A 13,497-nucleotide genomic window follows, 5' to 3' on the forward strand; every position below is an offset into this window, starting at 1 on the left:
TGACTATGCAAAACTCAACCCGAAATGTTCGGCGCTTTTTTAGAATCAGTATGCCTTTGAGGTCTTATGTTACCCCGCGCTCACCCATTACTGATCGGGATATTCTCGCCACGGGTGCCAACTACTATCCCGACAGCATTGTTACCCAAATTAACCACCAAAAGGTCATGGTTAATCGCGCACTCAACAAAGTGCAAGAAAGCAAAGAAGTGATTATGGCTATCTTTAGCGAAGTGCTTGATCACCTTGAGTTTTACGAGGAATGTTTAGTGGAGCTTTCTCGTGGCTATAACCCAAAAAAAGACACCGGAAAATTATTTAAAATTAATAGCCACCTAGAGGGCTTGCAAAAAATTAACCTGTTAAAAAATAGCTCACCGAAAACATTTAAATACCTAAAACTTATTGAAGAAAAGTATATCTACTTTTTACAACGACTTGATGAGGTGTTAAATCACTCTACTCCAGATAGTTTTTTTGCTCCGAACCCTCTGCCTGTTGGCTTTAAACTCGATGAGTTTTGCGAAAAACTAGCTGACCCCAAATATGACGCCATTCCCTTGCTACAAGCGATTATTCAGACCAGTAAACTGCTAAACCTTTATACTGAAATGTTTCGGAACCTGCACAATGACCATAGTCAGCGCCAACATCCCGAATCCTGGGTTCTTGAACCCGCTAATGTGAGCGCAAGTGGGATCGCTCTTAAATTGCGTAAAGGATTAAAGTTGAATGAGCGTGTAGATGTATTAATCTACTTTAAAGACGATGAACGACTGTTGTTATTCGAAGGTATTGTCGTTAATATCCAAACTGACGAAGAGTCTTATTATGAGCGTGTGGCGATGAATTTTGAATTTCCGAATGGACGTGATCAAACATACCTCCTTGCTCGAATACAAAAACATGAGTTAAACCAATGTCTTTAATTTAAGCTTTAAACCTAAGGTAAAATAGCCATGCCAGGTACCAATCATCAAATTGAATCACAGTTTATGGATCATCTGTCCTTTAGTGCCCGACAAGCCGCTGATGATATGCTGGGCCATGACACCCTCAAAACGTTCATCGACTATAAACTTAACGGCATTAATGAGTTTTATAAAAAAAAATACCCTAATGTTAATGAACTGGAGTGGTCAAAAATACTGCGCGCGGTTACCTTAACCAAGCTTTCTTATTTTGAACTCAACAACTACTTTACTAATCGAGAAATTGATAAATGGATAGAGATTGCGCAGGATTCCTTTGAACTCCCTCATGGTAGTCCTTTATACCTTTACAAAATGGTGGAACACAAATACCCCGTTTTTACTAAGGTACTCAAAACCGCTATTCTGATAAAACAACAACGGCTTAAAAAAGCACAAGCCAATAGTCAAAAAACATAAATCATGTCGATTAAAGACTGGCACCAACACGATCGACCTCGAGAAAAACTGATCCAATTCGGTGCCGCGAGCCTAACTGATGCAGAATTACTTGCTATTTTCTTACGCGTTGGTGTAAAAGGGAAAAGTGCGGTGGAATTAGCACAGGACTTAATTGACCACTTTGGCGACCTTCATCGTTTACTAAGTGCCAATCAAGAGGAATTTTGCCTGGCAAAGGGCTTAGGTTTAGCTAAATACGCACAAACGAAGGCTGTTTTAGAAATGGCTCGCCGCCATTTTGAAAGTGGTCTTAAAAAAGGCGAGCTTTTTAACTCGCCTGAATTATCAGCATATTATTTCTCGCAGCACATAGGTCATAGCGAACGTGAGCAATTTGCCTGCTTGCTTCTTGATCAGCAACATCAAATGATTCATTTTGAAATTTTATTTTATGGTACAGTTAATCAAGCTAGCGTTCACCCGCGAGAAATAATAAAACTTGCGCTAAAACACAATGCCGTTGCGATGATTATTAGCCACAATCACCCATCTGGCCAAGCAAAACCCAGCCCATCCGACCATTCTATTACTGATTTAATCAAACAAGCCTTAACACTTGTTGAGGTTCGATTACTCGATCACATTATAATTGGTGATCACGGTCGATGGCATTCAATGGCACAAGCTGGCGAAATATAAAAAATAAGTCTTGCATTAAGCGCTGTATTTATGGATAATTCCATCTTTATATTTTTGGGTAAAATTTTAAATTTACCGTAATTAGAATTCTTGAATCGGCTAAAAAAGCCGCTTCTTAAGTTTTCATCTTTAATGATTGAATAGGGGATTGAGAGATGTCTAGAGTTTGCCAAGTCACAGGAAAACGCCCTGCTGTCGGTAACAATGTTTCCCACTCTCACCGTAAAACACGTCGCCGTTTTTTGCCAAATTTACAAACACATCGCTTTTGGGTTGAATCTGAAAGCCGTTTTGTAAAAATACGTCTTACACCAGCCGGTATGCGTACCATCGACAAGAACGGAATCGAATTAGTGCTAGCAGAAATGCGTGCACGTGGTGAGAAGGTTTAATTAGGAGACGATTATGCGCGATAAAATTAAGTTAGTCTCATCAGCGGGTACAGGTTATTTCTATACTACTGATAAAAACAAACGCACCATGGCGGGCAAGTTTGAAATCAAAAAATACGATCCAGTGGTTCGTAAACACGTGATGTTCAAAGAAGCTAAAATTAAATAATTTATTGTTTGATTTACGCCTTAATTAAAAACCAGTCATCGTGCTGGTTTTTTTATTGCTAAAATTCTATGCGACAACCAGGCCTGGTTGTTTTACAATTAAACTTTAGTCGCTTAACGGAATGCGCCATGCTTCGACTTTATAATCGCCAACAAGCCCAACTACTGGATAAAACAGCCATTGAACAGGACGGCTTACCCGGCTTAGCGTTAATGCGGCGAGCTGCAGCCTTCAGTCTTAAGCTTATTCAAACACACTGGCCCAAAGCCCAGCAATTAGCCATTATCTGCGGCCCCGGAAACAATGGCGGTGACGGCTATGCACTCGCAACGCTGGCCTATTTAAAAGGCTTATCACCCCATATCTATCAAATTGGCCCGCTGCCTTCTACAGGCGATGCAGCAAAAGCGCAGTTAGAAGCAGGCGCACTCGGCTTATTCAGTAAAAGTTTATCCCTTAATGCACTGGATTCGAGTGACGTGATTATTGATGCCTTGTTTGGCATTGGTTTGAACAGACCAATAACATCACCTTACACTGAAGCCATAGATCTTATAAACCGCTCGCCCAAACCTGTTGTTGCTTTAGACATCCCCTCGGGCATTGATGCAGATACGGGCACGCTCCTTAATAATGGGGTGAAAGCAGAGATAACTGCGAGCTTTATCGTGCATAAAATAGGTTTATTTCATCACTATGGCCCTGACTTTGCCGGAAAGGTTTTTCTTGATAGCCTTGGCCTAGCAAAAGAACGAGTAGAAAGCCTACCCCCTTTGGCAACCAGCTGGGAAAATCAAGATATGCCGCATCGCAGCAGAATCAAGAATACCCATAAAGGAACCTACGGCACAGCCTTGCTGATAGGCGGCAATCAAAACATGATGGGGGCTTTAGCCTTAGCAGGCAAAGCCTGCTTAAGATCAGGTGCAGGGCTTGTAAAACTCATTAGCCGTGAACCGCATCTGATTCCACTGACCCAAATGCAGCCTGAATTAATGTGCTACCCCAGCAATGCACTTGATAACTTAATCCAACAGATTAATGCCATTGGTATTGGCCCAGGACTGGGCCAAGATAATTGGGCGTGGCAATGCTATGAATCAACCTGCAAATTGGATCTACCGATGGTTTTGGATGCAGATGCACTCAACTGCTTAGCTCTTGATCCCTTTCATTATGAACGCTGGGTCTTAACGCCCCATCCAGGTGAAGCAGCACGCCTGCTAGAAAAACCTACGCAGACTATTCAAAATGATCGCATAACGGCTATCCATGCCCTTCATAAACGTTATGGTGGCGTGATTGTCCTAAAAGGCACAGGAACACTGATTTACGATGGTCAACAACTCGCACTATGTCATGCAGGTAACCCAGGAATGGCAACCGGTGGCATGGGTGACCTTCTAACAGGATTGATAACAGGTTATATAGCACAAGGTTTAAGTCTGTTTGATGCCGCCTTGCTGGGCGTAGAAACCCATGCTAGATCGGCAGACCTCGCGATCAAAACACAATCCGAAGCCAGCCTTTTACCCTCAGACATCCTGAATTTTATTTGAAATTTAAAAAATCAGGCCTGACTACGCTCGATATCTTTTGCCATCGCATTAGCCGTGAGCGCAATAATGGGCACGTTTTTAAGGCTAGGTTGTTGCTTTAGATACTCAAGCACTTATTATCCGAAACCAAGTAATATTAATTTAGGTTATACAAGAAAAAAACCAATCACAGAACATTGATGCACAATTTTGGTGCTAAATGATTCAAAAAATAAAAACAGTAAAAACACCCAAAACACCAGCCAGGCTTTATATCTCTTTTAGCGTATGGTTGATAAGGACAGAAAATGACGATAAAACTTGGCATCGTAATGGATCCGATTGAACAGATTAAACCCTACAAAGACAGCTCATTTGCGATGCTACTCGAAGCGCAACGCCGTGGCTATGAACTCGTTTACATGCAACCCGAAGACCTGTATTTGCGCGACACGCAGCCGATGGCAACGAGCACCTTACTGAAAGTATGGGATCGTAATGACGGTCAGTTTTACGGCTTTGGAGCAAGTGCACACACCCCCCTCCGTGAGCTAGACATCATCCTAATCCGCCAAGACCCACCATTCAACCAAGACTATCTTTACGCTACACACATTCTTGAACTGGCTGAAGCGCTGGGGGTTTTAGTGGTCAACAAGCCGCAAAGCCTGCGCGATGCGAATGAAAAACTGTTTGCCAGCTGGTTTCCCCAGTGCCTTCCCCCTACACTGGTTTCGGCCAAAGCCTCACTCTTAAAAGACTTTGTGAGCGAACAGCAGGACACTATTTTTAAACCCTTAGACGCGATGGGTGGCGCATCCATTTTTCGTGTCAAACAGGGTGACCCCAACCTGAGCGTGATTATCGAAACCATGACCGACCACGGCAAGCACCATATTATGGCGCAACGCTACCTGCCCGAAATTAAAGACGGCGACAAACGCATTTTATTGATTAACGGTGAACCGATTCCCTATGCGCTGGCACGCATTCCCCAGCAGGGTGAAACCCGAGGCAATATTGCCGCCGGTGGACGCGGTGAAGGCGTCGCACTGACCGAGCGCGATGTATGGCTCTGCCAACAGATCGCGCCCAAACTCCAGCAAAAAAGGTTATTATTTGTTGGCTTGGACGTTATTGGCGACTACATCACCGAAATTAATGTCACCAGCCCAACCTGTATTCGGGAACTTGATCGGCTTTACGATTTAAATATTGCAGCAACACTATTTGATTGCTTAGAACCCATGATTAGACTAAAAGCCATTTAAACCAAAATCCTGGGCTGAATGCGAAGCTGAGCTATAATTTCAAACTAATACTAACTTAATACAACTTTAATAGGCTCATCACTATGGCAAAAATTCTTGGCATTGGAAACTTAGTACTAGATACCTTATTATTTTGCGACCGCTATCCTAGCGAAGATGCAGAAGTACGTGCAACACGGCGCCAATTTAGGATGGGGGGCAATACGGCCAATAGCCTCTACGTATTGAATCAACTGGGTCACCAAACAGCTATCGTCACCACGCTCGCAACCGATGAACAGGCCAAACACTTAAAAAAGACCTTAGAAAGCTATCATATTGATAGCCAACACATTCAACGCTTTATTAAAGGTTCAACCCCCACTTCTTATGTTAACATTTCGCTACAAACCGCTTCTCGAACCATTACACACTTTCGTGATTTACCTGAAGTTGACTTTGACCATTTTGCTAAAATTGAAATTGAAGACTATGATTGGCTCCACTTCGAGGGCCGCAATATCGACGCACTGAGTGGCATGCTCAATATCGCTAAAACCTTCTTAAGCCATCAACCCATTTCACTGGAAATAGAAAAACCACGCCAAGGCATTGAGTCCTTATTTACCCATGCCAACTTGCTTATTTTTTCTCATCACTATGCAAAAGCCAAGGGATTTAATGACGCTCAAGCCCTACTTAAACACATCCATAACCAACACCCAAATAAGCAACTGGTCTGTACCTGGGGCGATGAGGGTGCATGGTGTATTGACCTAAACGGAAAACTGCATCACCAGCGCGCTGTTAAGCTAAAAAAACCCGTTGATACACTAGGGGCGGGCGACACCTTTAATGCAGCACTGATCCATCACCTTATTGAAGGCGCCAATTTAACCTCAGCGCTTGAATACGCCTCACAACTAGCCGCACGCAAATGCCAACAAATTGGGCTAGACAACTTACTTAGCCCCCTCATTACCCGCAAGCCGATTGCGAATATAAAACACATCACCAGCGCACGCGCTACCGTGGTTCCGGCACCAGGCCTGGCGCACAAGGTCGTATTAATCAAGCATGAAAATGAAATTAAAGCCTATGAAAACAACTGCCCTCACCAAGACGTTCCTCTTGATGAAGCCTATAAAATTGATATTAACCCATTTGAAATGACAATGAAATGTTCAGTCCATGATGCGTTTTTTAGAATAGAAGACGGTGTTTGCGTTGAAGGGCCTTGCTGGCGCGAGGAACTCACGCCAGTAGGCATTGAAATTGATTCAGAAACAGGTGGCATTTTTATAGCCGAGAAATGTTAAAGAACTTAGACTAGTCGCTGCCTAAGCACCTCATAAAGTGCCACTCCTGTGGCAACGGAAACATTTAAACTTTCTACCTGACCCTTCATCGGAATAGCAACCAGTTGATCACAATGTTCACGCGTTAAACGACGCAAACCCGAACCCTCGGCGCCCATAACCAAACCGACAGGGCCTTTAAAATCCGCTTGATAAAGCGTTTGTTCGGTTTCACCTGCCAGCCCCACCAACCAGAGACCTGCTTGCTGAAGGTGTTGCATGGTACGTGACAAGTTAGTCACCACCACCAACCTCACACTATCAGCCGCACCACAGGCCACTTTACGCACAGTAGGATTCACTCCGACCGCATTATTTTTAGGGATTACTACCGCATCCACACCTGTAGCATCCGCACTACGCAATATCGCGCCAAGATTATGCGGATCCTGCACTTCATCTAAAAAAAGAATCAGGGCTTGCGGATTAGTTTCAACCAAACCAATAAGGTCGGATTCATCAAAGCGTGCTTGAGGCGAGACTTCAGCCATCACGCCCTGATGAACCCCGTCTATCTTAGCAAACTGCGCTTTAGGTAAACTATTAACCTTAACACCTAATTGCTCAGCCTGTTGTTTCAAACTTTGCAGCCTTGGGTTGAGGCGACCTTCAGTCACACCAATGTGATAAATTAAATGCGGTGACTGTTTTAACAGTCGCTCGATCGCATGGATACCATAGATTTGATCACTCATTCACTCGCCTTTTTAGCACGTGAACGACTGCGGTTTTTATTGGCATAATTACGTGAACGGCGTTTTTTCTTTGGTTTATCTGCCTGATCCTCAGTTTGCTCAGACTTCACGGGTTCTTCACCCTGGACAGACTGCGTTAACTGGCGTACTAACCTTAAATCAATTTTACGCGTATCTAACACTACCTGTGCAACCTGAACCTCAACACGATCACCCAAACGATATACCTGACCTGTTCTTTCACCTTTAAGACAGTGACGTACCGCATCGAAATGGAAATAATCTTCACCCAGCTCGGTGATATGGATCAAGCCTTCAATATAAAGATCATCCAGCTCAACAAACAAACCAAAATTGGTGACCGATGAAATCACCGCTTTATACTGCTCTCCCAAACGATGAGATAAAAACTCACATTTTAAGAAGGTGATCGCATCACGTGTTGCCTCATCAGCACGCCGCTCGGTATCCGAACAATGACGACCAAAGGTTTCCATCGCAGGCGTATCATAGGCAAAGCCCTCAGCTCCTAACTTGCGCCAAGCATGGCGAATGGCTCGATGAATAAGTAAATCAGGATAACGGCGTATCGGCGACGTGAAATGCGCATAATGTTCAAAACTTAAACCGAAATGCCCTTTGTTTTCTGGCTGATAGACGGCTTGATTCATGCTTCGTAACATAACCGTATTGATCAAGTGCTCATAGGGTTGACCTTTCACCTTCTGCATCACCTGATCAAAGTCTTGAGCTGTTGGCTCTTCACCCCCGCCCAACTGCAAACTAAAATCAGCCAAAAACCCTTTTAGTTTTTTTAATTTTTCTTCTTTTGGTTGCTCATGTACACGGTAAAGAATCGGAATCTTATGATGTTTTAGGTAGCGTGCCGTCGCTACGTTAGCCATCAACATACACTCTTCGATCAACTTATGCGCTTCGTTGCGAACAACCGGCACAATCTTGTCTATCTTACATTCATCATCAAACACCATTTTCGTTTCAACCGTATCGAACTCTAACGCACCGCGTTCAGCACGCGACTTAGCTAGCACTAAATACAGTTCATTTAACGCATCAATATGCTCAAGCATCGGCGCAAAGGGTTGGCGGTATTCACTTTCTGGATTACTTACAATGTCATGGACTTGATTATAGGTTAGACGCGCCTTAGAGTTCATGACCGCTTGATAGAATTGAGTCCGCTCAAGCTGGCCTTCTTCTCCGATATACATGTCGCAAACCATACACAAACGGTCAACATGTGAATTAAGTGAACAGAGGTCATTAGAGAGCTTCTCTGGCAACATAGGAATAACGCGCTGCGGAAAGTAAACAGAATTTCCACGCTTATAGGCTTCTTTATCCAATTCTGAACCTGGTTGAACGTAATGAGAGACATCCGCAATAGCCACCACAAGTCGCCATCCCGTTTTACGACGTTTTGCATAAACCGCATCATCAAAATCCCGTGAGTCTTCACCATCAATAGTTACCAAGGGTAAATGACGTAAATCTTTACGCCCTTCCAAATCCGCTTCAGTCACTTCATTAGGAATGGCATCTAATTCCGACAGCAAGGTAGCCGGCCACTCATTAGGAATACCAAAGGCATGAATCGCAGTATCAATCTCCATGCCCGGAGCCATATAATCGCCCATCACCTCAACAATGCGCCCAATGGGGCCATGACGCCTTGATGGCTGAGTAATAATATCGACCTTAACTATTTGGCCTTCCTTGGCATCCATTAAGCCATCAGCAGGAACAAATACATCTTGCGTAATACGGTTATTGTTTGGGTGCACCCAAACCAAACCGTCCTCTAGGTGCACACGTCCGACCAACTGGGTTGAGTTACGCTTGGTCACCTCAACAATCGCCGCCTCTTTTCGGCCTCGCCTATCTTCACCAACAATAGAAGCAATGACCTCATCACCGTGCAACACTTTGTGCATTTCTTGAGCTGAAATAAACAGATCAGAATCCGCATCATCACAACTTAAAAAGCCAAACCCATCTGGGTGACCAATTACACGTCCTTTGACTAGATCCATTTTTTGAATGAGACAAAAGGCACCGCGACGATTTTTCATCAACTGACCATCGCGCAGCATCGCTTTTAATCGGCGCGATAAGGCTTCAAACCGTTCTTCGTCACCCTCATCAACAGCTAAACCCTCGGCAAGCTGGTGAAGACGCAAGGGTTGGTTAACCTCTTCCATAAATCCGAGAATGAATTCTCTACTCGGCACGGGGTTTTCATATTTTTCTGCTTCACGCGCGGCATAAGGATCCGCCGCTTGATTTAGTTCTTTAGTCACGCTATTCCATCTTAATTTATTGACCTAGCTGAATACACACTTTCTTTACTTTCTGCTTGCACAACCAGGCCTGGTTGTTATTTTACGTCTGAATTATAGCAGACTTCATATTTTTCGCTTATTGGAGTTTAGCGCTTAATAATTTTAATGCCGATTCTACCGCTTCTTCCAGCACTGGATGATAAAAAGGCATCTGCAAGATTTGCGCTACGGTCATCTGTTGCTGTACACACCAAGCGAGTAGGTGAGCAATATGTTCTGCTTGATGCATCACTATTTCGCCCCCCAACAAACAACCGGATTTTTTATCCGCAAACAAACAAATCAAACCCTGATCCTGGTCCATAACAATCGCTCGACCGTTATTACAATGCAAATCGAACTCAGCGGTCACGCAATTTGCGCGAGCCAATTCGTTATACCTTAAACCAAAATAGGCTACACCGGGCTCAATAAAGCTTATTCCCAAGGACGTTTTGCGTTTGGTAGACTGAACATTGGGAAAAGCCAATGCATTTAACGTTGCTATCTTACCCTCATCGCCCGCTTCATGCAAAATAGGTCGATATCCACTCGCGTCACCTGCTATAAAAATCGGCAAATCAGCAATTTGCATTGTTTGCGGATTAAAAGGCGCAAGCCCATACTGATCGAGTTTTACGCCTAAATGCTTCAAACCAAGCTGATCGACATTAGGTTTGCGCCCAATAGTGACCAATACGGCATCAACCTCAAAGGATTGATCATCACGCACCAGCCTTATGCCATTCGAATCAACATCTATATCAACGGCTTTGCCGGTATAAACCTGAAATTCATTTGCAAGCAATTGAGCTAACTTAACAGATACCTGAGGATGATGCACGCCACACACGTTATCACTGGCTTCAAAACCTATGACCTCAACACCTAACCGCGAAAGCGCCTGCCCCAACTCCAAACCAATCACGCCCAAGCCAATCACCGCAATACGCTTTGGCAAAACCTTTAATTCGAATAGATTATCACTTGTAAGCAAACAATCACCCAGCTTATCACGCCATGCATCAGGAACAATTGGGCTTGAACCCGTACCAATAATAATACGTTCTGCCTCAATAATCTGCCCATTTACCTCAAGCTGGTTAGGCGCAACAAAACGTGCCGCACCTAACAGTAGATTCTCAGCGGGCAAATCATCCGTTGTCGCCGCTTTAATACCCGAGGTAAAACGGTCACGAAATCGACGCACGCGTTTCATTACAAAACCCTGATCCACTTCAAGATGATCCGTACCGGAAACACCCACTGACTTTGATAGTTTAGCATGAAAAAAATGATTGGCTGCATGAATCAATGCTTTGGAGGGCATACACCCTACGCGCGCGCACGTGGTGCCAAACACACCTGCCTGTATCAACACATAATCATCAGTATGCTTTTTGATTAGACCCAGCGCTGTAAGCCCTACCGTACCCGCACCAATAATGGCAAAACGTACTTTTCTCATCAGCGACCACCTCGCTTAGTATAACGATAAACAAAAACATTGCTGTGACCCACATCGTGCAAATACTGAGCATCAAGTTGGCTTAGCACTCCTTTTTTGCAATATAACAGATATCGCTTATCCGCAGACCACTTTTTAGCCGCATGACTTAACTGATAAAAAGGCACAGCAACAGCACTGGGCAACGTATGGGTTTGCTGCTCAGTTTCAGCACAACCCCCCTATAACTCTCGAGTACCGAACGAAATATCTCAGCTGTGATGACACAAACCGATTCCACAAATGAATCGCCACCGCTGAATCAAAGCCACCTGACATCAAGGACAGCGCTTCACCTTGACTACCAATAGGCTAGCCCCCATAGCGGGCAAGCGTGCTTCGATAATATTTAACATATTGTTATAAATATCAAATTCTACTTTTACATCAGGACTTTTTAAATCCACCCTAATGGCTTGACCTTGCTCTATTAATACACGCCCTACAACGCGCTCAACAATATACTTTAATTAGCAGCCTATAGCCCACTGAGCAAATTCTTAGAAAACTTGTAATTTTACCTGCTTAACGTTAAGCTAACGCGATTTTTACACAAAAGAGAGAGCAAAACATGATTCGTCTACATGAAGTTCTAAAACGCGATGAAATAAACAGTGAGTTAAAGCAAGTTATCAGCCATATTATGATTGCTTGTAAAGAAATTTCTCACAAATTAGGCCAAGGTGATTTGGCTGGTATCCTGGGTTCAAGCATAAACGAGAACGTACAGGGTGAAACCCAAAAACTACTTGACGTCATTTCAAACGATCTTTTGAAAAGCATCCTAACTGAAGATCCCTGCGTTAAAGGTATCGCTTCAGAAGAAGAAGACTACACTGTTGCAGCCACAACCTCAGGCCGCTACCTGGTGCTTTTCGACCCATTAGACGGCTCGTCTAACATTGATGTAAACCTTTCTGTAGGTACCATTTTCTCTATTTTAGAGGCACCTGCTGACGAACGCCTAGGTGATGACCAAGACATCTATCTACAGAACGGTCGCAAGCAAGTTGCATCGGGTTATGTGCTTTATGGTCCATCAAGCCTACTTGTACTCACCACCGGTAAAGGGGTTAATTTCTTTACACTAGACCGTCACATTGGTGAGTTTATATTAACGCGTGAACAGGTTACGATTCCTGCTGATACGAATGAGTTTGCAATCAACACATCTAACCAGCGCTTCTGGGAAGACGGCATGAAAAATTACATCAACGATTGCCTAGCTGGCGAGACGGGCGTTTTAGGCAAGCGTTACAACATGCGTTGGGTAGCCTCGATGGTTGCTGAAGTTCACCGCATCCTAGTACGTGGTGGAATCTTTATGTACCCATGGGACAGCCGCGAACCCAATAAACCAGGTAAACTTCGCCTAATGTATGAAGGCAACCCGATGAGCATGATTATTGAACAAGCAGGTGGTTTATCTACAACGGGCCGTGAGCACATTATGGATGTTGAGCCTAAAGACATTCACCAGCGCTGCCCTGTAATGCTTGGCTCGAAAAATGAAGTAGAAAAAGCAATGGGTTACCTTAAAGATTAATCCCTTTGTCGCTGAGATTAAACCACCCGCTTATGCGGGTGGTTTTGTTTTACACTCGTTAAGTTAACTTTTTTAAACAAGGAAATAACCATGGGTTATGCAGCCGTTACCGCAGGACAAGACCTGCCAAATGACATTAATGTTATTATCGAAATCTCCGCTTTTGCCTCACCAATTAAATACGAAGTAGACAAGGATACCGACCTGGTTTGGGTTGATCGTTTACAGGGTGCCACCATGGCCTACCCCGCCAATTATGGCTACATCAACCAAACCCTGGCCAATGATGGTGACCCGGTTGACGTATTGGTTGTTACGCCACACCCATTAATGGTGGGTTCAGTCATTCGCTGTCGCCCGATTGGGGTTTTAAAAATGACGGATGACGGTGGAGAAGACGCCAAGGTTATTGCGGTGCCAGCAAATAAATTAACACCCATTTACAAAGACATTACAGCCGTTGAGCAAATTCCACTACTTAAAGAGCAGATCGAGCACTTTTTCAAACATTACAAAGATCTTGAACCTGGAAAATGGGTCAAAATCGATGGCTGGGAAGATGTCGAATCTGCAAAAAAAGAAATTCTTGACGGCGCCAACCGTTATCAGGCTTAACGCCTTTTAACCA

At 43.9% G+C, this 13,497-nt stretch carries 13 protein-coding genes; 10 read left to right on the top strand and 3 right to left on the bottom strand.

Features of this window, described 5'->3' with window-relative positions:
• Nucleotides 1-5: 5 nt before the first annotated feature.
• The 8 genes from P8S55_RS01755 to P8S55_RS01790 all read left to right on the top strand — a co-directional run bounded on the left by P8S55_RS01755 (nt 6) and on the right by P8S55_RS01790 (nt 6,740).
• The gene (locus tag P8S55_RS01755) at nt 6-929 is read left to right on the top strand and encodes a PilZ domain-containing protein (protein WP_289224576.1); all 924 of its coding nucleotides are present in this window, start codon (nt 6-8) and stop codon (nt 927-929) included.
• A 30-nt stretch (nt 930-959) separates the two neighbouring features.
• Complete coding sequence (locus tag P8S55_RS01760) at nt 960-1,391, top strand: hypothetical protein (RefSeq protein WP_289224577.1); 432 nt, start codon at nt 960-962, stop codon at nt 1,389-1,391.
• Between the two features lie 3 nt (nt 1,392-1,394).
• The gene (gene radC / locus P8S55_RS01765; RefSeq protein WP_289224578.1) at nt 1,395-2,072 is read left to right on the top strand and encodes a RadC family protein; all 678 of its coding nucleotides are present in this window, start codon (nt 1,395-1,397) and stop codon (nt 2,070-2,072) included.
• 155 nt (nt 2,073-2,227) lie between these two features.
• On the top strand, nt 2,228-2,464 hold the full coding sequence (gene rpmB, locus P8S55_RS01770; protein ID WP_289224579.1) for a 50S ribosomal protein L28: 237 nt from the start codon (nt 2,228-2,230) through the stop codon (nt 2,462-2,464).
• 13 nt (nt 2,465-2,477) lie between these two features.
• Entirely contained in the window at nt 2,478-2,633 is a 156-nt protein-coding gene (gene rpmG / locus P8S55_RS01775) for a 50S ribosomal protein L33 (protein ID WP_006459786.1), read from the top strand.
• A 128-nt stretch (nt 2,634-2,761) separates the two neighbouring features.
• Nucleotides 2,762-4,192: an NAD(P)H-hydrate dehydratase gene (locus P8S55_RS01780; RefSeq protein ID WP_289224580.1), complete on the top strand. Its 1,431-nt coding sequence runs from the start codon at nt 2,762-2,764 to the stop codon at nt 4,190-4,192.
• A 287-nt stretch (nt 4,193-4,479) separates the two neighbouring features.
• Nucleotides 4,480-5,442, top strand: a complete 963-nt coding sequence (gshB, locus tag P8S55_RS01785; protein ID WP_289224581.1) for a glutathione synthase — start codon at nt 4,480-4,482, stop codon at nt 5,440-5,442.
• An 83-nt stretch (nt 5,443-5,525) separates the two neighbouring features.
• Entirely contained in the window at nt 5,526-6,740 is a 1,215-nt protein-coding gene (locus P8S55_RS01790) for a PfkB family carbohydrate kinase (protein WP_289224582.1), read from the top strand.
• Between the two features lie 5 nt (nt 6,741-6,745).
• Here P8S55_RS01790 and rlmB read toward each other — a convergent pair whose 3' ends face one another.
• The 3 genes from rlmB to P8S55_RS01805 all read right to left on the bottom strand — a co-directional run bounded on the left by rlmB (nt 6,746) and on the right by P8S55_RS01805 (nt 11,284).
• Nucleotides 6,746-7,474, bottom strand: coding sequence for a 23S rRNA (guanosine(2251)-2'-O)-methyltransferase RlmB (gene rlmB / locus P8S55_RS01795; protein WP_289224583.1), 729 nt, complete (start codon nt 7,472-7,474; stop codon nt 6,746-6,748).
• Nucleotides 7,471-9,795: a ribonuclease R gene (gene rnr / locus P8S55_RS01800; protein WP_289224584.1), complete on the bottom strand. Its 2,325-nt coding sequence runs from the start codon at nt 9,793-9,795 to the stop codon at nt 7,471-7,473. The genes rlmB and rnr overlap by 4 nt, the downstream gene beginning before the upstream one ends.
• A gap of 118 nt (nt 9,796-9,913) precedes the next feature.
• Complete coding sequence (locus P8S55_RS01805; protein WP_289224585.1) at nt 9,914-11,284, bottom strand: dihydrolipoyl dehydrogenase; 1,371 nt, start codon at nt 11,282-11,284, stop codon at nt 9,914-9,916.
• Between the two features lie 610 nt (nt 11,285-11,894).
• On the opposite strand from P8S55_RS01805, the gene P8S55_RS01810 reads away from it, so the two are divergent.
• Together P8S55_RS01810 and ppa are read left to right on the top strand one after the other, a co-directional pair.
• On the top strand, nt 11,895-12,869 hold the full coding sequence (locus P8S55_RS01810) for a class 1 fructose-bisphosphatase (RefSeq protein ID WP_289224586.1): 975 nt from the start codon (nt 11,895-11,897) through the stop codon (nt 12,867-12,869).
• 90 nt (nt 12,870-12,959) lie between these two features.
• The gene (gene ppa, locus P8S55_RS01815; protein ID WP_289224587.1) at nt 12,960-13,484 is read left to right on the top strand and encodes an inorganic diphosphatase; all 525 of its coding nucleotides are present in this window, start codon (nt 12,960-12,962) and stop codon (nt 13,482-13,484) included.
• Nucleotides 13,485-13,497 lie beyond the last annotated feature (13 nt).

Source organism: Thiomicrospira sp. R3 (genome assembly GCF_029581415.1).
Lineage (GTDB): Bacteria > Pseudomonadota > Gammaproteobacteria > Thiomicrospirales > Thiomicrospiraceae > Thiomicrospira.